The 20,379-nt window shown below is 46.6% G+C and carries 20 protein-coding genes; 3 read left to right on the top strand and 17 right to left on the bottom strand.

Annotated elements, in window-relative coordinates; all coding sequences use genetic code 11:
* Positions 1 to 99 precede the first annotated feature (99 nt).
* From KNQ03_RS00385 to KNQ03_RS00350, 8 genes are all read right to left on the bottom strand, one after another.
* The gene (locus tag KNQ03_RS00385) at positions 100 to 1,116 is read right to left on the bottom strand and encodes an SMI1/KNR4 family protein (RefSeq protein WP_214722923.1); all 1,017 of its coding nucleotides are present in this window, start codon (positions 1,114 to 1,116) and stop codon (positions 100 to 102) included.
* 37 nt (positions 1,117 to 1,153) lie between these two features.
* Positions 1,154 to 3,196 (bottom strand): acyltransferase family protein, encoded by a 2,043-nt coding sequence (locus KNQ03_RS00380; protein ID WP_214722921.1) that lies wholly within the window; start codon positions 3,194 to 3,196, stop codon positions 1,154 to 1,156.
* Positions 3,197 to 3,400: 204 nt separating this feature from the next.
* Positions 3,401 to 4,075 carry a 5'-methylthioadenosine/S-adenosylhomocysteine nucleosidase family protein gene (locus KNQ03_RS00375; protein WP_214722919.1) on the bottom strand — a complete coding sequence of 225 codons (675 nt, stop codon included), beginning with the start codon at positions 4,073 to 4,075 and terminating at the stop codon, positions 3,401 to 3,403.
* Between the two features lie 208 nt (positions 4,076 to 4,283).
* Complete coding sequence (locus KNQ03_RS00370) at positions 4,284 to 5,096, bottom strand: ankyrin repeat domain-containing protein (protein WP_214722917.1); 813 nt, start codon at positions 5,094 to 5,096, stop codon at positions 4,284 to 4,286.
* Positions 5,097 to 5,418: 322 nt separating this feature from the next.
* A complete protein-coding gene (locus KNQ03_RS00365; protein ID WP_214722915.1) occupies positions 5,419 to 5,616 on the bottom strand; it encodes a hypothetical protein in 198 nt (65 codons plus the stop codon).
* Between the two features lie 408 nt (positions 5,617 to 6,024).
* Entirely contained in the window at positions 6,025 to 6,300 is a 276-nt protein-coding gene (locus tag KNQ03_RS00360) for a hypothetical protein (protein ID WP_214722913.1), read from the bottom strand.
* A gap of 93 nt (positions 6,301 to 6,393) precedes the next feature.
* Complete coding sequence (gene galU, locus KNQ03_RS00355; RefSeq protein ID WP_064300048.1) at positions 6,394 to 7,260, bottom strand: UTP--glucose-1-phosphate uridylyltransferase GalU; 867 nt, start codon at positions 7,258 to 7,260, stop codon at positions 6,394 to 6,396.
* A gap of 34 nt (positions 7,261 to 7,294) precedes the next feature.
* On the bottom strand, positions 7,295 to 8,791 hold the full coding sequence (locus KNQ03_RS00350) for a glycosyltransferase (protein WP_214722911.1): 1,497 nt from the start codon (positions 8,789 to 8,791) through the stop codon (positions 7,295 to 7,297).
* 380 nt (positions 8,792 to 9,171) lie between these two features.
* On the opposite strand from KNQ03_RS00350, the gene KNQ03_RS00345 reads away from it, so the two are divergent.
* The gene (locus KNQ03_RS00345) at positions 9,172 to 11,115 is read left to right on the top strand and encodes a CDP-glycerol glycerophosphotransferase family protein (RefSeq protein ID WP_214722910.1); all 1,944 of its coding nucleotides are present in this window, start codon (positions 9,172 to 9,174) and stop codon (positions 11,113 to 11,115) included.
* Between the two features lie 245 nt (positions 11,116 to 11,360).
* Here the strand turns inward: KNQ03_RS00345 and KNQ03_RS00340 are convergent, their stop codons facing one another.
* The 6 genes from KNQ03_RS00340 to KNQ03_RS00315 form a co-directional block, all read right to left on the bottom strand.
* The gene (locus KNQ03_RS00340) at positions 11,361 to 11,993 is read right to left on the bottom strand and encodes a DUF3108 domain-containing protein (RefSeq protein ID WP_214722908.1); all 633 of its coding nucleotides are present in this window, start codon (positions 11,991 to 11,993) and stop codon (positions 11,361 to 11,363) included.
* Positions 11,990 to 12,595 (bottom strand): AAA family ATPase, encoded by a 606-nt coding sequence (locus tag KNQ03_RS00335; protein ID WP_214722906.1) that lies wholly within the window; start codon positions 12,593 to 12,595, stop codon positions 11,990 to 11,992. Before KNQ03_RS00335 ends, KNQ03_RS00340 begins: the two co-directional genes overlap by 4 nt.
* 28 nt (positions 12,596 to 12,623) lie before the next feature.
* Positions 12,624 to 13,403, bottom strand: a complete 780-nt coding sequence (locus tag KNQ03_RS00330; protein ID WP_214722904.1) for a phosphotransferase family protein — start codon at positions 13,401 to 13,403, stop codon at positions 12,624 to 12,626.
* 186 nt (positions 13,404 to 13,589) lie between these two features.
* Positions 13,590 to 14,063, bottom strand: coding sequence for an NUDIX hydrolase (locus KNQ03_RS00325; RefSeq protein WP_214722902.1), 474 nt, complete (start codon positions 14,061 to 14,063; stop codon positions 13,590 to 13,592).
* A 20-nt stretch (positions 14,064 to 14,083) separates the two neighbouring features.
* Positions 14,084 to 14,494 (bottom strand): hypothetical protein, encoded by a 411-nt coding sequence (locus KNQ03_RS00320; RefSeq protein ID WP_214722900.1) that lies wholly within the window; start codon positions 14,492 to 14,494, stop codon positions 14,084 to 14,086.
* A gap of 30 nt (positions 14,495 to 14,524) precedes the next feature.
* Positions 14,525 to 15,211, bottom strand: coding sequence for a glyoxalase (locus KNQ03_RS00315; RefSeq protein ID WP_251140215.1), 687 nt, complete (start codon positions 15,209 to 15,211; stop codon positions 14,525 to 14,527).
* A gap of 132 nt (positions 15,212 to 15,343) precedes the next feature.
* On the opposite strand from KNQ03_RS00315, the gene KNQ03_RS00310 reads away from it, so the two are divergent.
* Both KNQ03_RS00310 and KNQ03_RS00305 read left to right on the top strand, forming a co-directional pair.
* Positions 15,344 to 16,000 carry a carbon-nitrogen hydrolase family protein gene (locus KNQ03_RS00310; RefSeq protein ID WP_214722898.1) on the top strand — a complete coding sequence of 219 codons (657 nt, stop codon included), beginning with the start codon at positions 15,344 to 15,346 and terminating at the stop codon, positions 15,998 to 16,000.
* 58 nt (positions 16,001 to 16,058) lie between these two features.
* On the top strand, positions 16,059 to 16,310 hold the full coding sequence (locus tag KNQ03_RS00305; protein ID WP_064300058.1) for a hypothetical protein: 252 nt from the start codon (positions 16,059 to 16,061) through the stop codon (positions 16,308 to 16,310).
* Here KNQ03_RS00305 and KNQ03_RS16965 read toward each other — a convergent pair.
* The 3 genes from KNQ03_RS16965 to ileS are packed head-to-tail and all read right to left on the bottom strand — an operon-like array spanning position 16,289 to position 20,361.
* On the bottom strand, positions 16,289 to 16,765 hold the full coding sequence (locus KNQ03_RS16965) for a GNAT family N-acetyltransferase (protein ID WP_214722896.1): 477 nt from the start codon (positions 16,763 to 16,765) through the stop codon (positions 16,289 to 16,291). The genes KNQ03_RS00305 and KNQ03_RS16965 overlap by 22 nt on opposite strands.
* A gap of 16 nt (positions 16,766 to 16,781) precedes the next feature.
* Positions 16,782 to 17,267 (bottom strand): SMI1/KNR4 family protein, encoded by a 486-nt coding sequence (locus KNQ03_RS00295; protein WP_214722894.1) that lies wholly within the window; start codon positions 17,265 to 17,267, stop codon positions 16,782 to 16,784.
* Between the two features lie 10 nt (positions 17,268 to 17,277).
* Positions 17,278 to 20,361 (bottom strand): isoleucine--tRNA ligase, encoded by a 3,084-nt coding sequence (gene ileS / locus KNQ03_RS00290; protein ID WP_214722892.1) that lies wholly within the window; start codon positions 20,359 to 20,361, stop codon positions 17,278 to 17,280.
* Between the last annotated feature and the right edge of the window lie 18 nt (positions 20,362 to 20,379).

The following is a 20,379-nucleotide window of genomic DNA, read 5'->3' as shown; positions in this document are numbered from 1 at the left end:
CGGCTTGAGTCCTTTTGAATTCTGGACTCAAGCCGTTTCATTACGTTGCTTATACGTTTGACGGAAAAATCGAGCATTTACGTAGTCGATCGGATGATATTAGCTATTGACCTCAATGGTGTCTTGAATAATGTAGTAGAGAAAATCGGAGAACGATTTGAATGCATCACGATCATCATAGTCTTCTTCCGGTACGTTCACTTCTCGATACACTACTTTAGGCTCACCATTCACTACATTTTTGAAATCAAGACACGCATAAAATTCCTCAAGATCATCAAAATAGACAGCTACTAGATGTTTTGAAAGAGCATGCTCAAATTCTGTTGGATGATACAATTCGAGATTCGTTTTTACTAATTCATCATTGAACATCGTAAAAAACTGGTTGTCTCCAAAGATACCCCCTCCGAATTCTTTCAAAAAAATCACGTAACTTTCAGGTAAGGTAACGTTTAACTCTTTTTCAATTGCCTCGACTTCAGCATCCGAAATCCCTTCTCCGAACTCAGATAACTCCGGATGTGCATGGATCAATGCTTTTGCTTCGAAATAAACATCCTTGTGCTCCGTCTTGATCGCACTCACCTTTTTAGTAGTTGGTGATGGAACCTTCTCTGCATCCTCTAAATAAGATGTCACGGCACTATCACACACCTCAAATAATACTTGTACAAAAGAATCCGAATAATAATGTTCATCACTTGGGTAAAAACATACTTTTGCGTCTTGATCATTGTAGGTCATGGCATGTAAGTCTAGGCATACAAGCGACAAATTAAAGTCCTCTACTTGTATTCCTAATAAATGTGAAGGAACTTCACTTTGAGATTTGCTACGGAGTTCCTCATTATATTTTTCAAGTCTAAATACAAGATCTAACTGGTTGTTTGATGGACTGATTCCCCAGATCTCTTCATCATGCGTAGCCAGATAACTGAACTTTTTTAGAAATTCTTTGTACATTGGCGGAAACGTGACCTGAAGACGATGTTCGACTTCAAGAATCTCATTTTCCGTTGACCCATTCCCCACTATGAAAGCTTGTGGGTATTTTTCGATTAGTTTTAAGCACCGATTAAACTTTGCCTTAACATTTGCCATGGTTTCTTTCATTGCCTCCTCGTTAAGCTTCACGACACGTTCTAAATTTCTATTGGTTCGTGTTAGCTGTTGTACTCGCTAATTTGTCCGCGAGCACTTCGTCGAGCTTTTTCTTGAACATCGGAGCAAAACTTTCCGCATACGTATTCGTCATATGGCTGTTGTCACGATAGATGACGACATTGCCGATGACAGGGCGATACTCGCCTTTGACGTGGAAGTAACGCGTCAAATCCAGCTTATGGAGCGACTGGTTCGTTTTTTCGAACTGTTTCCAGTACGCCTCATCCGTTTGGTTCGGTTGCGTATTCATCTGTTTCGTCGTATCCGCGATGCTTGTCGTCTCGAGCGCCTCGAGTACGTTGAAATCGTATCGTGGATTATCCCGGAGTGCTAGACCATCGATCCCATACTCGTCTTTGACGAACTGCATCTGGTCGACCATTTGTTGATGGATGCTGTCTTTTGAAGCATCCGCTGCAGTCACGTGCGAGATGATCAAATCAACATCGGCATCCTTCAAATAGTTCAAGACGTTCTGGTTCCAGATTCCTTTTAAGGAGTCCGGTTCATAGCCGGTCGAAAAACGTGTTCCTGACCGCGTCAGATTGAGTAAACGGATGTCCGTTCCTTTGATTGCTTCATGCAATGCACCGAACCATTGCTCCGAGTGCGAGCTTCCGACGAGCGCAATCGTCGCTTTATAATCCTTCGTCTTCCCGTATTCACCGACTTTCGCTTCCGTCTTTTGCAGCCCTTGGTTGCTACCATCCGTATGGACGAGCGGTAAGTCATTGAAGACGTTCGCATAAGACGGGAACGGATCTTGCTTCGGTACAGGCAGTGTCTGTTCGATCGCTAAAGCACCCGGATACTTATTCTTGCTGACCGCTTGTTTCAGCTCTTGCTCTTCCATATAAGCGAGTCCGAGTAAGGATCCAATCAACAAAACGTTGATTGTCAACAGCGCACCTAGCTTCTTGAATGCTGTCCGATTGACAGTCGAAGTGCGAATCGGTTTTTCAATCCATTCCGTCATCAAGTAGGATAAACCGATCGATGCAACGATAATCAGTGTCCCGACGAGCAGACCTGGCGTTTGTTGAACATTGTAGCGATAGAACTCAAGCAACACCCAGTGCCAAAGATAAATCCCGAACGCGATCCCACCGAGTTTGACCATCGGCTTTGATCCGAGGAATCGTTTTAATCCGAATCGTGTCTCTTGCGTTCCTGATAACACGATCATCAAGGCGCACGTCATCGGCCAGAGTGCGATATAGCCAGGGAACATTTGCGAGACGTTAAACAGAACACCAGTCGTCAGCAAGCCAAGCAGACCGACCCAGCCGATGATTGTCGCTATCCACTTCGGAACACGAATCGCCGACAAGTTCACACATAACAGACTACCTAAGGCAAATTCCCAGACCCGCGTCGGCGTAATGAAATACGCCCACGGCTGATTCACTTCTGTCAGGTAGATCGAGTAAGCGAGTGACGTGACGAACAAGAAGCCAAGCAGACCGTTCAGGACGGCTTTAATCGACCGAATCTGATACGTGTTCATCATCCATAAGATGAACGAGAACAGAACGAACCAAATCATATAAAACTGCCACTGGATCGATAGTGCCCAAAAATGTTCGACGGGTGACTTCATCTGGGTCGCGTCTAAGTAATCCGTACTTGAGACGGCGAGTTGCCAGTTTTGATAAAAGAACATCGAGGCGACGACTTCACGAATTGTTTTCCCGAGAATCGATGCCGGTAATAAAAATGTGCTTAGTACTAACACGACGCCTAAGATGAACAAAACGGATGGCAAGAGTCGTTTCAGCAACTTTGTCACGTACGGCAGGAATTTGAACTCCCCTGTCCGGTTGATCGTCGAGATGATCGATGTCGTGATCAAAAAACCCGAGATGACGAAGAAGACATCGACACCTCCTGAGACACGATTGAACCAAATATGATAGATCGCGACGAGTAAGGCAGCTACCGTGCGTAACCCTTCGATTTCCGGGCGAAACCGGCTTTCAATATCAATCCGTTTCTGACCCGGTTGACCAGATACTTTCCATTCCTGCATGCTTCTATGTCCCTCCATCTACTTCTACACCTACGAATCCTGACGATTGCAGCGCATTTCTTGTACAGTTCGGTATGTACTCACCATTTTAAGAAAACGTTTCCATTCACTATGATAGAACATATTTCAAAAAATACAATGCTACTGAACTATATTACCGCAAGAAACTTGGAAAATATGTAAAAGAAGTGCACTGATGAAAGATTACGTTAGAACCCGGTATAAGTAGTCGGCAAAAATCCGTTGCATGACTTTTGGTGTGTTCTCGATATAGATCCGCATCTGTTCGACGTTTGCTTCGACAGCATTTTCTTCTTTCTCTTCGGTCGGAAAATCGGAGATACCTTTGATGATGATACATTCGACTGCATTTTTCTGACAGATGTACGCGATAGCCCCCGCTTCCGTATCGGCAATCGTCAATCCGTTATCCCGCAGTTCTATATAGTCTCGCCACATGACGACGGCACGGTCTGCCGTTCCGATCGTTCCGAGATGAAAGTCGTTGCCATACTTCGATACATCGAGATCGACGGCGAACGAGGGTTTGATCAGTGGTTCAATCTCTTTGACCGTGCAATCATATTGAACGGCACGATCCGGCACGATGATGTCGAGTACGTCGTACCTCGGATCAATCCCGGCACACGTTCCTGCAACGATGACCTTCGTCAATGAGAAACGGAGGATCATATATTGATTCGCTCCGATGCCATTTACTTTTCGAACGCCCGTGCTGTAAAACAGAAGTGTCTTCCCGTTTATCTCACGCGTGAAGTATTCACCATACGGATAAGTGATTCTTTCTTCAGGCGAGATATGAAAATACGCAAGTGTCGCGTCAAACTCCCATGTGGTGGCGATGCTGATTCCGATCATTCCATCGTTCTCCTTTATCTTTTTAATGCGGATATTATTCTCCCATCCACCTTAGTCCTAAAACGTTCAATTACGTTCGTGATAAGACAAGCTTTTCAACGGTGAATATGTATTCTTTTATCACTATTTTGACAAAACAATTTGAAAATCCTTTAAAAATTAAAAACAGGACACATCCGCAGATGTTTCCTGTCTTGTCGTCCACCGTTCACTTATTCTCTTCCTCAGATAACGCATCAATCTCTTTTTGGCGCAATATCTCCGCAATCTGATGGTGTTCATTATCCAGTGCCGCATCACGCGCTGTCCGCCCGTCTTCGTTTCGATGCAGTGGATCGGCTCCATAAGAGAGCAATAACCGGACGACCCGTTCATAGCCGTAAGCACTCGCTAATGCGAGGACTGCCGTATCGCCATCCGCGACGTTTTCCGCCTCGATGTCGGCTCCCGCCTTTAGAAGCACTTTGACCGCTTTCGGATGATTATTTCCGACTGCGAGATACAGCGGCGTGAATCCATCTAATCCGACAGCATCGACTTCTGCTCCTGCCTCCAGTAATAGCTGGACTTTTTTCGACTTACCTTCCTGCGCCGCATAATGTAGCGGTGTCACACCTTCCCCGTCATCGGTCCGTTGATGTAACAACTCGACGTTCTGCGCTAGTTTCCGTAAGACTTTTTTATTGCCGCCACGCCCCGCTACTAAATGAAGCGCTGAGAATCCGTGTTCATCTAAATCAAGATGAGCGCCTCGCTTGATCAAAAGTAACGCAATGTCGGTCTTTTGATCATATAGCGCAATATGCAACGGTGACATCCCGTCCTGATTCGGAAGGTTGACATCCGCGCCGTGATCGAGCAACAATTCGACGATCCGTAGGTACCCTTCCTGAATCGCCCAATGAAGCGCCGCAAATCCTTCTTCATCCAGTTCGTTCAGATCGTCACCACGTTCGATGCAGCGCATTACTTGTTTTCGTTTGCCTAAAAAAGCAGCATCTTGGATGGATCGTTTCGTCATGTCCGTTCGCCCCTCACCTGTTCCGTCGTTGTTCTCATTTTACAACAACAATCAGTTGTCATGCGCAAAAACGCCTTTGAACATCTGATGTCTTTTGTACCAAGTTCAGTTCGTCACTCATGACATTTATTGATTTTAGGGAGATCGTTAGAATTAAAAGAAAAATAATCATGATCAGAGCATAGATAAACATCGTGAAAATAATGGATTCGTCATATCGTAATATATTTCACTGATCACTTTGTATGGAAGAAAGCCCACATTATGAAGCACATGTGGGCTTTCTTCTATCGTGTACTCAGCAATAGAACAATTGAATACTTTATTGATTTGATATGTTTTTTTTGAGAGATTTTTTAGAAAAAACACCTTCCGTTATTAGGAAAATGACAGCAATTGCCACAGACTTTATTCCATATTCGACCCATGTATCAGTCGACTTCGGCATTCCTTCAAAAAACATTAGAAAAATAAGAAAAAACATTGCTGCGAAAACACTTTCTAAAATTTGATTTTTCATCTTTCTGTATCACCTCTCAATTCTCCATACTTTATTTTACATTTATAGAAGTAAAACATTTCAATTTTACTATATTTATATAATTACATTTATTTTTTACCAATTCAACTTAAAAAAAGGTTTTATCCTATTTTTAACGAGGAGACAATTACGTTCTACCTAACAATTTATGAAACGAAATCAACAATTTCTCGTTTGATTTGAATGAATTGATAAAAAAAATCACATAAGCATTTTTTTCGCTCAAAATCGCCTTCTAGAGAAAAACAAGCAGGAGCAGCCGCGAGAAGCTTGACTCTGAAAAATGATTCGAGATGAACGAAAAAGCGCAATCTTTCTCAATTAGAGAAAAATTGCACATTGTCTTCAATCTGAATCGACCAATTTCAGGTGGTCTTCGTGTATCTCTTACTTTTCACTCGACTTATCATGCAGGGAGCGCTCTACAAAAAGCATGAAAACGACTGCTGTTAGGACGCCAAGCACGCCTGGTAACACGGAAACGATTGGATCACTGAAAAATGCAGTTGGGATGAGTCCTGTCATTCCCCACTTCACACCCTTCAAGATCACAAGCGATAGAAGCAAGATTAGGGAAATTGTTTTCTTTTCGACACCTGTGAAAAATTGTCGTCCTGCTTTTTTATCAGTCCTCATACCGAGCCACGTTAACATATGTAGCACCTCTCTTCTCCTTTTTCTACTTTTCGACTAGACGGATTGGTTTCATGAATTACAAAAAAACCACTCTGAATCATGTCAGAGTGGTCCATCATGTTAAATGTCTAGTGTCTTGATGAAAGCTTTCAGCTCGTCACGCATCTCTGCATCTTTCAAGGCATACTCAATCGTCGTCTTGACAAAACCGAGTTTCTCTCCGACGTCATAACGGTTACCCTCGAAATCATACGCATAGACTTGGCTATCCGCATTCAATCGCTCAATCGCATCCGTTAATTGAATCTCACCGCCTGCCCCTTCTCCTTGATTCGCTAGATAATCAAAAATATCCGGTGTCAGCACGTAACGTCCCATGATCGCGAGGTTCGATGGTGCTGTGCCTGGAGCCGGTTTTTCGACGAATTTCTTCACGTCATACAGTCGTCCGTTTTGTGAAACAGGATCGATGATGCCGTAACGATGCGTATCTTCGGGACGGACTTCTTGTACACCGATGACTGATTTTTCCGTCTGCTCGTAGACGTCCATCAATTGTTTAATTGCCGGATCATCCGACTCGACGATATCGTCCCCGAGTAAGACTGCGAACGGTTCGTTCCCGATGAATTGTTTTGCCGTCAAAATGGCGTGACCGAGACCTTTTTGTTCTTTTTGGCGGACATAGAAGATGTTCGCGAGGTTCGTCGAGAATTGAACCTTCTCGAGTAATTCCGTCTTCCCAGAGTTCTCGAGCGTGATCTCGAGTTCTTTTTGGTTATCGAAATGATCTTCGATGGCCCGTTTGTGTTTACCTGTGACGATGATGATATCTTCGATGCCGGCTTTTGCCGCTTCTTCGACGATATACTGGATCGTCGGTTTATCGAGAATCGGTAACATCTCTTTTGGCATTGCTTTTGTCGCAGGCAAGAAACGTGTCCCGAGTCCTGCTGCTGGAATAATGGCTTTCGTGATTTTCTTCATAACGTTCATCCTCTTCATCAGTCAAGTAGTAGGTTTAGTTGCTTAATTCTTCTAGTAATCGTCCGTAGTTCTTTACAGCCGTCTCGAGGTACAGCGATGGCTTCGTCTCGACGCGCTCGAGTGGTCGTTCGACGAGTTGCACCATCGCGGCAGCAAAAGCTTCCATGTCGTTCGCTGGAACGAGGTAGCCGTTCTCGCCGTGGGCGATGATTTCGCGTGGTCCGTATTTGACGTCATAAGAAATGACCGGACAGCCGACATTGATACTTTCCATGACGGTCAGTCCAAATCCTTCAAATTCGCTCGTCAACAGTGAGGCTTTCGATTCCCGGAACACTTCTGCCGGATTCGACGTGAAGCCGTGGATTTCGATATCGTCCTGTAAGCCGAGTTCCTCGATCAAACTCTCCATCATCGCCAGTTGCCCTTGTTCGTCCATGCCGTAGAGCACAAGCTTCGTCGCGTGACCGGATTGTTTGAAGATCGCATAACTCTTGATCAAATGATCCATCTGTTTTTGCAAACCGAATCGACCGATGAAACAGAATTGATCCTTGACCTGTTCGCGTCGTTGCGTTTGTTCTGGGACGATGAAGTGCGGAATGATGGAAATCTTCTCTTCCGGGATGTTATACCGCTCCAAAATGTCTTCTTTTTGATGGTTCGTCAGACTGATGAAACGTGTCACTTTATCGGATTCCGAGAACATCGTCGTATATGATCCTTTGACGGTCGAACCATCCAAGTGTGAGTTGTGGATGACCATGACTCGTTTGACGTCTGCTTTGATGTTGAGAATCGAGCGGTCCAGTAAACGCGCATCGACGAACAAGACATCACCGTCTTTAAACAATCGATTGAAGTAATACTCAAATAAGTCCTTCTCTTTTTTGAACGCTTTGTACATTCTGCCGTTCCGGTATAACTGAATCAAGATAAGCTTCTGGCGCGCCATTTCATTGTAGAACTTCTTACAATAGACATTGCCTTCCGAATCATACAACTCTTCCATCATCTTTCCATGATGGACCGGCGAATAAATTGTCTTTCGGTGCAATTGGCCGTAGACGTTATATTCCCAGCGCTCGACTTTTTTACGGGAAGCGTTCGTCATGAAATCCTCGAATTCAACGACTTGCGTTTCAGGGTAAAATTTACGGTAGAGGACATACTCATCTTCCTCATCATAATAACGAACGGCGTCACTGCCTTTTTTCTCGACGCTTTTTAATCCTTCGATTTCGCGCGCTGTTTCTTTGATGATCGGTTTGTTACGAAAACGAGTCGTTGGAATACTTAACAATTTGTAATCTGATAGCCAATCGTAGATATTTTCAAATTGTACTTTCGGACCGACCTTCTCTTCTGTTCGGAACAATTCGTAGACTTCCATGTAGTTGGCATTGTAGTTCGTCGTAACGATTGTTGAACCGGCGCCAAGTTCTTGTTCCATGAGCGCGATTCGACTCAATAACGACTTCGTTCTACCACCGTGTTTTGGTGGTAATGTCGATGTTACCGTATACAGCATCTGTCATTACTCCCCTTCACCCTTCAAGATTGATCCCTGTTTTTTTCTGTGAGTTCAACCTCTATATATAGCCGACTTTGCTTTTTCATAAACCTCTTGCGATACTAGTCGCATTTACCAATACAGTTTCTATTTATCTCCTTTTTTACGAACAAAGTCAATCGGTTTTGCATAATATCCAATCATTGTCATGGTTCTGCAACCAATGATCTGTCGAAGATACGGTAACGTCTGTCTTTTCCCAATATCCTTCAGCCAGTAGACTATACTGCATTGGTTTCCAATCAATCTACATCTTTGCAGAAATCGGAAGATATTGTATGGTAAGTGATGTAGTTTAAGAACGACTGAATCAGAGTATGAAAGGAAGCCATGCACCAATGAAAATCACTTGTCGTGATCATACGTTTTTGATCGAGAATCTTCCGCACCAAAGCCTACAGTTATCGATCAATGAACAACTGATACCACTCCAAAAAATTGAGACAGCCTTTGTGCTATCGATTGATACATTGCTCGATATCTTCAAAAAAAAGAATCATCCTGTTAAATTCGTCGATGAATCCGGTAAACCGATTTCGTTCAAACATCTTTCGGAACCACTGGACATCGCACCGAATAGCTACATCAAACAAGGGAAACATTCCTATTTCATTTTCATCGACCAAGACGACGAGCTCAGTCTGATCTATAACAAAAAACCGTCCATCATGAATTTTTATGATCAAGACGTCCTATTTGAGGGCATCACTCGTCAAGACGACGTCCTTCTATTGAAGTTTTCGTTTCACTCAAAGTATTTCGAAGTGAAACAGCCACATTGCTTCATTAAAATCAGACATCAGGAACAAAAAATCGCTCTGCCGATTAATCGCTTCAGCGTCACACCAGTTGATGCTCGTCGCTTCAAGACAGAAGTCGAAGCCGTGATCGAACCAAAACTCGTCGAGCAGTTACTCGGTGACCGGTATAACTACGACGCGTTCAATGCGAACATCTATGACCTCATGTTCGGATTTACGATTCGTGAGATGCCGATCTCTGGTTTCACACCGCGGATTCGTCACTTCAAAAATCACCCGGAACTCTTGAACGATGAGCACTGGTTATCGTTAAATGATCAACATGACGTGTTGGTCCGCCCCTATTCAACCGTGTCGGAACGACTTGCGATGCGTCTAATACCGGTGCCGGTCGAGACCGTCGAGTATTACGCGGACCCTCAACCGTTACTTGGACTGGATCCAAATAAGAAGACAATTATCTGTTTTGAATATCCGGATAAAGCACAAGATAATGGGATGATTTTCTTCAAGTATCTCGTTGACCAGCATCAGAAGCGCTTCAATATCTTCTACATCATCAGTCGGTCGAGTCCGGACCTCAAAAATCTTGTCGGATATGAGAACCATATCGTGTTCTACAAGTCACCAGAGAACATCGAGGTCGTCCAAGCAGCAGACATTCTCTGCCATACGCATTCTTCAAGTTATGCATTACCGTTCGCTACCTATCACACGGAAGCATTGATGCAAACGAAACAAAAGCTGTTCTTGCAACACGGTGTCATCGGATCAAAAGATGTTAGTCACATTTATGGGAAAAAGATGCCGCATCCATTTACCGACTTATTCGTCGTCTCCTCGGAGCGGGAAAAACAACTCATCGCCCGCGATTACGGTTTTCATCCTGACGAAATCATCGTGACGGGTCTCGCCCGATTCGATCACCTGATCACGGAACGATCACGTTGGCTCAAGCGATACAAGAACCGGAAAAAGCTACTGATCATGCCGACGTGGCGACCGAAACTCGATACGTATTCAGACGAACAGTTCATGGAAAGCGACTATTACCGGGAGTTTCAAGCGTTGATCACGGACGAACGATTAAAAAGCTTAGTGATGGACAACAAAATTGAAGTCTCGTTCTATCTTCATCGCAACTTCCAAAAATTCAGCCACTTGTTCCTCTCGGACTTCGTCGATGTCATCAGTCAGGATGCGTTCACAGTCAAGGAGCTACTTGAAAATCATCATGTGTTGATCACAGATTATTCGAGTGTCGGTCTCGATTTTTCCTTGATGCACAAAAAGGTCATCTACTACCGCCCACCTATCTTAGTTGGCGAAGATAACGCCGGCGAATCGACGGATTTGTTACCAGGAGACGTCATCGAAACAAGAGACGCCTTGATGGAGTCACTACGCGAATCGAAGATGCCTAAAAAGTTCAAACGTCACCTCAGTCACATCTATGCGTTTGACGATACAAAAGCAAGTAAACGGATTTTCGAAGCGATGCAACACCATTTTCAGCTATAACAAATGGAGCTGACTCAAAAAAGAATGACGCGTCTTTTCACGCCCTTTCCTCAGGCGAGACACAAGCCAGTTTTCCTGCTTCATTTAAGCAGGAAAACGGGTCTTGTTTGTCTCTGACAGCGCATAATGCGCTTTTTCCTGTAGGAGTGGCGTGTGACGCGTCATTTTCACGAGAAAAGGGTGGCAGATCATCATTCTGCCACCCTTTTCTTTGTAGAGACCAACTTTTGAGTCAGCTCTTTTTTTCATCGACGAAATTCCAACGAGATCCCGTCCGCAATCTGTGAGGACTGCTTTAACAGCTCCCGCTTGACTGGATCAATCCAGTAATACTGAACACGTTCACCAAACGCAACGTGAACGCAAAGTGTCTCTAGGTGTTCGCCTGACTCGGTCATCAATAGATCGTACCGCAGAGGTTGCACCTGAACCGGCACCTCACGTCCGGAAACGGCACTAAAGCCGCTAAACGAGAGCGTCGAATCGACAGCCAGTGGTAATACTCGCAACAAAAATTCGATTGAAAACAGATCAACACTTTTCGTACGGATGGGCAAGACAGATTGCTCATTTCCTCGCGTGATCACGACTTCATCCGTTCGATACAACGCATGAACGGTTTGAACACCTTCTTGGTACTCGACGAATTCGAGCGGCGCATAACTTTCTGCATCCATCGTCAAACGAATCGTTCGATTGCCAATTTTTTCTGACACTAATTCTTGCTCCCGTACAAGGATGGATTGATGTGATGTTTTTTCTAACCGAATCGTTTCGTAAGTCTGTCCAATCTGAACCGATTCTCCTTTTTCTATCCAGTAAACCTGTTTTTCGTCTTTTCCCTCGATGAGGGGATAGGTCATCCCTTTTACATTCATATCTCATTCTCCCTTCCTAAGATTCCGGTGACAGCCAACCGATGAACCGCTGCTTGTCGGACTTGCTCCAGCGTTTTCGCTGTCGTATCAATCGGATGTACCGGAAACCGTTCAAACCAGTTTTCTTCAAGTTTCCAAAGCGATTCGTGTTGTGCGAAAGATTGGCGCGTTCTTGTCTGATCGGCGTCGCGCCGCTCTCGTAAGAGATGGTCTGGTGCCCGTAAATAAAGAATCAGGTCTGATCGGCATCTTCTTAATGCCTCTAGTTCTGTCTTTAAACGGAATTCCATATCCCAGTCATACCCATGTACCTGTGGATAATGAAGCGTATAAAATTCAAGATCTTCCGGACCACGATCTAATATGATGTGTCCGTCGGGAAAATGGCGAAACCGTTCGAGTTCCGCTTGAATGAACAAGCGCTGATTCTCAACGAATCCGTCTTCGGTACGGATGTCTAATTCGAGCTCCTTTCTTTTTTGAACGATCGGATACGGATTTTCATAATAGACATGCAACTCCGGGTAAGCGTCTTCGAGCGCTTGCGCAAGCGTCGTCTTCCCGGATGCCATAGCCCCTTGGATCGAGATGATGGTTCTCATGAATGGCGTTCCTCCTACCTGTATATACTTAAGTATTAAAAAAATATGAGCTGAGGTCTGGATGACTGATCAATTCCTTTAACCGACTTTGTTCAGCATCCGGGATTTGCTCAAGCGTCCTAAGAATGACCATGAGTCGTAACCAGTCTGCAAGATTCGATAGCTGAATTGACGAAACAGCTTGATAGCGGTCGAGGTATTCGCGACAGACGTATCGTCGTACCTCGTCCGGCACTGCTATTTCACCTGCTATTCGCAGCAAGAGCAACGTCCGCGCGACATCCGCGATCGGTGGCCCTGTCGTCGCATCATGCCAATCAATGACGACGAACGTTTTATCCGCTGTCACGAGGATATTCTGGAAATGGTAGTCCCCGTGGAGCAATCCTTGTTGTTGCGGAATGTGAAGCGTCTCTAACAATCGTTCCGCCTTCAAGCGTAACGCAGGTGATAGATGACGCATTTTTTGATGGGTGACATCGTGCCATCCAGGTGCTACACGAGATTGATGCTGATGAATCCGTTGATGTAATGTCGCGAAGGCATTAAGAAAATCCGTTATTCGGGAGGGATCAAACAACTCTAACATTTCGTTGCCGTCGATCTGCTGCATCTCAATGAACGGCGAATCTTCTAATGCAACAGCATATACGTTTGGCGTCGGGATAACCGTCCGCTCGAGTTCTTCGAGCATACGAAATTCCTGTACGATTCGTTGTTTTTCAATCGATTCATGGAAGTATTTGCGTACTCGTTCGTCAGAGATTGTCATCACGGTTGCGGTAGAACCTTTATTTACGTTAGTCATCGCCATATTTCTCCTATCACTTATTTCGTTAGGTCGTTTCTCAAATCATCCAGCCAATCCTTCTAATAAACGCATCACTTTTCCATCTTTTATCGTCTTCTTGATGCTAAAGGCTGAAACGCGTCCCAGTGCAACAAAAAATCTTGAATGAACAGTTCATTCAAGATTTTTGTTTTACCCTTTGCTTCAAATGGAGACGTGATGCGCTGTCTGTTGTTTCTGAACATACTCCATCAAGATCGGTCGTTCCGGTGGATTGAGGTTTTCTGGTAGCTGATCCATAGCGAAAAAGCGTAATTCTGCGACTTCTGACGGATCCCGAACGATTTCACCCGTATAAGCCGTACACAGAAATGCTGAGATGACATTATAGACTTCATCCCCGTGCGGATACTTATAGTAAAACGCATCACCCGAATAGACGTTCAATAATTCGAGGTGCTCTGCTTCAAGACCGGTCTCTTCCCTTAATTCTCGTTTTGCCGTCTCTACGAGCGTTTCCCCGATCTCAAGCGCTCCACCAGCGAGTCCCCAGCATCCGTTATCTTGCCGAAGTTGTAATAAGACTTCTTGTTTATCGTTGACGACGATGACACACGCTCCTGCCATGACGAGCGGTCGTGTGCCGACGAGTTTGCGTAATTCTGTGATGTATCCCATGTCATTCAGTCCTTTTCCATTTAAATCACTCTCGTTCGGACGCGCATCCGTTTGAGCCCCGTCAATAGGAGACACAACAAGATGATGCCCGAAACGAACAGTACATACGTGTGAATCGTAAAGAGGGAACGGAAATCGATTACGGCAACATTCTGCTGCACCTCAATCCAACTACTTAGTATGATTCCACTGATTGCAAGTAAGATGAGTACGCCGACCTGTCGACGTGTCAGCGAGACATACGTCAAAACACGCATGCCTTCACGGATCACGAATGGTAGGAGAACGAGGAGTGCTGCGACCGGTAAGATGACCGGGTCACCGCCTTGCTGAATCGGCATCGACCGGGTCAAATAGCCAAACAGAAAAAAGAAACCACATACGAACAACAATAATCCGAACGCGATACTCGCATTCACCGCTTTGTTCATCTTACTTCCCTCACTTTTTAGAATAATGAATTATGAAGACACGGTACTTTGATGCCATATACCCGCTGCGTCAAGCCGGACCCGATGTCTGCCGTCGAGTTCCATCTCGATCGGACTGATCTTCGCCGTCTTCGGTGAGAACAACCATGTCCGACCTTCTGGGACGAGCAAGATATGCGTTCCATCTGCGACCGGTCCGAGGAAGTTGAGTGACGCGCCGTTGAGCGGACGTTCCCGTCGCTCGAGAACGCCGATCTCCGCTAGCTGCTCACCGACTTCAAGCACATCTTTCACCGTCAGACTCATCTCACCGATTCCGAGGATGTCCGATACATCAAACGTCAGTTCCGCTTTAGATGGATTGATTTGATGCCGTGCAATCAGCTCCAAGACATTCTCATCTGGATCATAAAAATAGCAGGAATGCGAGTCCGTGAAGTCAAAATAAATCTCGTCCTGTCCATCTTCGATCAAGAGTGGTGTCCGTTCTACGAGCCACGCTTTCCCTTGTTGGAAGACGTTTTCCGGAATGTTGAACGCCATATGGTACTGCGTATCAACATCGTCCATCTGTCGATATGTCAGTTGATCGGTACCGATTTGCATCGTAAACGAGTCGTCCGTTTCAGAGACGAGCGGGAATCCGATCTGGTTTATGTAAAAAGCCTTCATCGCCGGTAGATGGCGTGTCACAAGAATGGTTTTTGAAATGTTCAAGCTGATGACCTTCCTTCATTTGCAGTAAAATTTATCAAAAAGCGATATGCTTTATTTTACCACTAATGGTAAAATCATGACGAATGGAAAGTCTGATTTTTCAGATATATTTATACCTGAGAGGATGTTTTGATGAAATTATTAATCGCCCAACCGAAACGCGAGACCGGGCTCGAGCAATTCGAACGTGAAATCGCCGCTTATCCTGAAGTCGACCTGATTGTCTATCCGGAAGGCTATTGTACGGTCGCAGAACTCGAACGCGTGCAACACCTTGCCAAGCAGTTCGAAACAGCAATCGTCCTCGGTTACAAAGATGAAGCGAATCTCGATCGCGCTGTCATCATCGATGCGACCGAGACGATTCTGCTGGATCGCGCAAAAACACCAGAAGCTGGACCGCTTTATATACCATCAACAGCAAACGACGGGTCGTTCCGCTATGGATACGTCCTCTGCCGTGAAATCTTCTTAGGAAAAGATGGACTACGCGAGGAATCCGGACTTGATCTCATCTTCAATCCGATTGGCGTCGGCATGTTTAGCGAGGATCAGTACGTTGAGTGGTCCGGTGAAGCGCGTATCATCAGTCAGGCGCAACGAGCACTCATGATCGGAACGAGTCATGCCGATGGTTCGTACCGCAACTGTGGTTTTTCGATTCCGATTGCCTTCATCTATGACGAGACCGGTGAACCGTTGCTGTTGTCTCATAACGATACGCGGACACGTCTGTTTGATACGGTCACGCGTCACGTCGAAGTCGTCGGTACACCCTCTTTATCGTAAACGAACACACGCTTCTTCTGACTGGAAGAAGCGTGCTATTCCTTCAGGAGGTACTCATATGTCTCAAACAGGTCGTGCGTCATTCTTTTGGAAACGATACTTCTATGTCTTCTTTCCTTTGTTCATCTTCGGGGTCAGTCACGAATCGTACTTGGTCGATAATCCGTTAGCTAACCTTGAGGACATCGGTGAGTTCGTCTTCTTCTTTTGTCTTTATCTGTTTAACTTTGCCGTCCTTGCCGCTCTATTAACGAATCTGTGGTGGTTCTTCCTTCCGACAAAACCCGCTCATGCCGAAACCGATTTTTGATAAGAAACAAGTGTCGCCCGTTCGTTGAGCGGTTGACTGACACCGGTCAATCGATAGCCCATCTTCTCATAGAAATAACAGTTACGTGTCTCTTCACGAATCGTCCGCAGTTCCCATGTCGTTGCAGTCGGATAAGCTGCTTCAACGAGCTGTAATGCGCGTTGGGCGATCCCTTCACCTTGACGCGCTGGATCTAAGAACATCGGACTGATCGCGTAGCGACTCGGTGCTTTCGCAACGACACAAATCCCGCCGACGACGACATCGTCGACGATGATTTGATGAAACGTACTACTTGGATGCGTGATCCGGTGAATGACACGATCGATCGATTCGTTCGCCGGATTCGTTGCAAAATCCTGATACCGCTCGAGCGTCTCTGAAAACGCCTCGAGTTGAAGCGTATGAAGCTTCGCAGCGTCTGCAAGAGAAGCTGTCTGTAATTGAATGTCCACTGAACCTCTTCCTCTCTTACCGGAACCATTCCCAAAATTGCGTGCCTTGCGCGACGATCAAGTAGTCGAGCCATCGCTCGAAGCCAAACGGCATTGCGTCTTCTTCCCATTCCTCGAAATTAAGAAATTCCCCACTCCAGATCCGATTTCCTGCCGGGCGATTCATCTCGTAGACGATCCACTCCCCGTCTGGTCCTGCGCCGATCGCTAAGAAGTTTTCGGGACATTCCCAAATCTCGCTATACGTCAGGCAATCCTCGATCGAAAAGAGTTCGAATCCATCGTTGTAGGATAACGTTTCGTGCTGAAACAGCTTCGCCCCGTTATGTTGACGCAAGAACGCCTGATAGTCGTCTGCCGTCCACGCAGGTAACAGCGCGAGCTGTTCGTCCGTCGCCCCTCGGTTAAAGATGAAACGTTCTCCGGCAACATATCCTTCTTCTTTTTGGACCTCTAACAAACCGTCGACGAGTCGACCTTTTAATGCTTCTAATGCAATCATGTTCTTCTCCTTAACAATATTCTTTCGTTGGTGTGAACGAGACACCGACATCGTGTCCGCCTAGCTGAACATCCCCTGCTCCCTGTAGCGGTTCAGTTCGCACGGACGATAAAGCAAGGTGTTTGAATAACAAAGGCTCAAACGTCTCGACGATTGGTTGGAACGTCGTATCGACCGATAAGACGAGATCGATTCGGGCGTCCCGCGATAATGCTTGTGCCTTTCGTTCCGACTGGATATAGCGAACGAGCTCTCGCATCCAGCGTTCCTGCTCCAGTGCTTCCGTGATCCGCGTATCGAGCGTCACGGTGAGTCCACCACTCGTCGCAGCAGCAAAGCCCGTCTGGACGATTGGTTCGACGATGACGTCCGCTTGACGCACCTCGACTTCATCGCCTGATGCGGTCCGGTAGATCAATCTTCCGGTCTCGAGCAAGTCTGAAGTCTTCTGTGCAGACAATTGTTGTAGCCATTGATGGATCGCGTTCGCTTGCTGTGCGAATTTCGCTCCGGCTGCGCGGAAGTTCAATTTAAGACGGAACCGTGTCGTCGCTTGCGTCGTCGGAACGATTTGGACGTCTTTTACATTCAGTTCCTCTTGGATGATTGCCGTATAGTCCGACCACGAAAAGGTTTCACTCGATTGGACGCCTAAGCTAGCAAGCGGTTGTTTAACTTTTAAAGCGTGCGTATTACGAACTTGTCGTCCTAACTCGACGACAGACACGACTTGCATCATCTCGTATTCCAGATCAGGTCGGAGCATCGATGGATCGGCAACCGGATAATCCGCTACATGTACGCTCATTCCTGTTAATCGCTGATAGACATCATCAGCAAGGTACGGCGTGAACGGAGCGAGTAGTCGTGCCGTCGTCGAAAGTGCGAAGTGGAGCGTCGTGTACGCGGCTTGTTTCTCTTCCGACCAGTCAGCTTGCCAGAAACGTTCCCGCGAACGGCGGATGTACCAGTTACTGATCTCATCGACGAGTTGCGCAAGACTCCGTGCTGCTTGAGTCAATTGATAATCGTCCATCGCATCCGTCACGTCTTGCGTCGTCTGATGGACACGCGAGAGCAACCATTCGTCGAGACGCGTCCGTTTTTGCGGACGTGAGCCATCAAATCCGTCCAGTTCTGCATACGTCAGATAAAACTGGACGGCATGATCCAGTGTATCGACTAGTTTTGATTTTGCTTCTTGGACGATCCGCTCAGCAAACCGTTTCGCACTCCACGGACTGCTGTCGACGAGTAGCGCCCAGCGTAAGCTATCAGCACCATATGCTTCGATTAACGCCACCGGGTCGAGGGCATTTCCACGACTCTTCGACATCTTCTGCCCGTTCTCATCGAGGACGTGCCCGAGTGCGAGGACACGCTTATAGGCAGGCTGTCCCGTGAAAAGTGTCGAGATCGCTTGCAAGCTGTAGAACCAGCCCCGCGTCTGATCGATGCCTTCGATGACGACATCGGCTGGATAGCGGTTAAGCGTCTGCGTCCGTGACGGATAATGCTGTTGCGCGAACGGCATCGCTCCGCTATCAAACCAGACATCGATGACTTCTGGTGTCCGATGCATCACTCCCTGACACGTCGGACACGAGACCGATAACGCATCAACGTATGGTTTATGCAACTCGACGGATTCCGTCGATGTCGTCGTCCGGTGCAACAAGTCAGCCTTGTTTTTTGGAACGAACGTCGTGTCACACGCTTCACACTCCCAGACGTTCAGTGGTGTACCCCAGTAGCGATTACGACTGATGTTCCAGTCGACGAGTTGCTCAAGGAATTTCCCGAACCGCCCTTCCTTGACGTGATCAGGATACCACGTCACAGACGCATTGTTCGCAAGGAGTTGTTTCTTGACGGCTGTCGTCTCGATGAACCAGTTGTCTTGTGCGTAATAGAGCAGTGGTGAGTCACATCGCCAACAATGCGGATAGCTGTGCGTATAGCGTTTTTTCGCAAACAAGCGTCCCCGTTCAGCAAGCAGCTGGATGATCGCGACGTCTGACTCTTTGACGAATCGACCAACGAGTGATGGAACGGCATCCGTGTAACAGCCAGCAGCATCGACGACATTAACGAACGACAGACCGTTTTCCCGGACGACCCGGTAATCTTCTTCCCCGTATGCTGGAGCAAGATGGACAAGTCCGGTTCCGCTCGTTGCTTGGACGAAGGACGCCCCGACGACCGTATGACCATTCTCTGGCGTCACGAAATCAAACGGTGGTTCATAACGCAAACCGACGAGTTCCGCACCGAGCTGTTCGGATACGACCTCGACGGATTCTGAGAACAGTTCAGCGACTAACGCTTTTGCGACAATGAATCGCTCTCCTTCAAACGCTACCGTGACGTACGTCAATTCCGGATGAACCGCCACCGCGACGTTTGCCGGTAACGTCCACGGTGTCGTCGTCCATGCAAGTAGAAACGTCTGCTCCATACCGACGATCGGAAGTTTGACCGTCGCCGATAAGTCCGTCACGTCCTGATAGCCTTGCGCGACTTCATGGGAACTGAGTGATGTCTGACAGCTCGGACAATACGGTGACACACGGTGTCCCTTCGTCAACCAGCCTTTGTCATGGATCGTCCCGAGGATATGCCAGACGCTTTCGATATACTCGTCCTCCATCGTCACGTAAGGGTCATCCATATCGACCCAGTAGCCGAGTTTTTCCGTGAAGGAGCGCCACTGTGCTTCGTAGGAGAAGACACTTTCCTTACAGCGTGCGATGAATGCTTCAACACCATAGTCTTCGATCGCTTGTTTGCCGGAGATTCCGAGTTGTTTCTCGACACCGAGTTCGACCGGTAGTCCATGCGTATCCCAGCCAGCTTTTCGCTCGACCCGGAACCCTTTCATCGTCTTATAGCGGGCGACGGTATCCTTGACGGTTCGTCCGAGCGCATGACCGACGTGGGGTAAACCGTTCGCAGTCGGCGGTCCTTCGTAGAATACGAATTCCGCTTCCGTGCGTTGCTCAATCGATCGTGCGAAGACCTGGTCTTGTTTCCATCTGTTTCGGACACGCGCCTCGCGTTGTTGTACGGTTTCTGCTTGGTTTTGTGACGTCATCTCTTGTTCGCTCCTTTG

Source organism: Exiguobacterium sp. s143 (assembly GCF_018618895.1).
Lineage (GTDB): Bacteria > Bacillota > Bacilli > Exiguobacteriales > Exiguobacteriaceae > Exiguobacterium_A > Exiguobacterium_A abrahamii.
This window is presented reverse-complemented; position numbering and strand designations above follow the sequence as displayed.

Bases quoted from the DNA above. Each gene is read 5' to 3' on its own strand.
- KNQ03_RS00295 (WP_214722894.1), bottom strand. From the start codon at position 17,267: ATGATTGCATTAGAAGCATTAAAAGGTCGACTCGTCGACGGTTTGTTA.
- KNQ03_RS00305 (WP_064300058.1), top strand. From the start codon at position 16,059: ATGTCTCAAACAGGTCGTGCGTCATTCTTTTGGAAACGATACTTCTAT.
- KNQ03_RS00370 (WP_214722917.1), bottom strand. From the start codon at position 5,096: ATGACGAAACGATCCATCCAAGATGCTGCTTTTTTAGGCAAACGAAAA.
- KNQ03_RS00325 (WP_214722902.1), bottom strand. From the start codon at position 14,063: ATGGGATACATCACAGAATTACGCAAACTCGTCGGCACACGACCGCTC.
- KNQ03_RS00330 (WP_214722904.1), bottom strand. From the start codon at position 13,403: ATGACTAACGTAAATAAAGGTTCTACCGCAACCGTGATGACAATCTCT.
- galU (WP_064300048.1), bottom strand. From the start codon at position 7,260: ATGAAGAAAATCACGAAAGCCATTATTCCAGCAGCAGGACTCGGGACA.
- KNQ03_RS00345 (WP_214722910.1), top strand. From the start codon at position 9,172: ATGAAAATCACTTGTCGTGATCATACGTTTTTGATCGAGAATCTTCCG.
- KNQ03_RS00365 (WP_214722915.1), bottom strand. From the start codon at position 5,616: ATGAAAAATCAAATTTTAGAAAGTGTTTTCGCAGCAATGTTTTTTCTT.
- ileS (WP_214722892.1), bottom strand. From the start codon at position 20,361: ATGACGTCACAAAACCAAGCAGAAACCGTACAACAACGCGAGGCGCGT.
- KNQ03_RS00375 (WP_214722919.1), bottom strand. From the start codon at position 4,075: ATGATCGGAATCAGCATCGCCACCACATGGGAGTTTGACGCGACACTT.
- KNQ03_RS00340 (WP_214722908.1), bottom strand. From the start codon at position 11,993: ATGAATGTAAAAGGGATGACCTATCCCCTCATCGAGGGAAAAGACGAA.
- KNQ03_RS00350 (WP_214722911.1), bottom strand. From the start codon at position 8,791: ATGCTGTATACGGTAACATCGACATTACCACCAAAACACGGTGGTAGA.
- KNQ03_RS00380 (WP_214722921.1), bottom strand. From the start codon at position 3,196: ATGCAGGAATGGAAAGTATCTGGTCAACCGGGTCAGAAACGGATTGAT.
- KNQ03_RS00385 (WP_214722923.1), bottom strand. From the start codon at position 1,116: ATGAAAGAAACCATGGCAAATGTTAAGGCAAAGTTTAATCGGTGCTTA.
- KNQ03_RS00310 (WP_214722898.1), top strand. From the start codon at position 15,344: ATGAAATTATTAATCGCCCAACCGAAACGCGAGACCGGGCTCGAGCAA.
- KNQ03_RS00335 (WP_214722906.1), bottom strand. From the start codon at position 12,595: ATGAGAACCATCATCTCGATCCAAGGGGCTATGGCATCCGGGAAGACG.
- KNQ03_RS00320 (WP_214722900.1), bottom strand. From the start codon at position 14,494: ATGAACAAAGCGGTGAATGCGAGTATCGCGTTCGGATTATTGTTGTTC.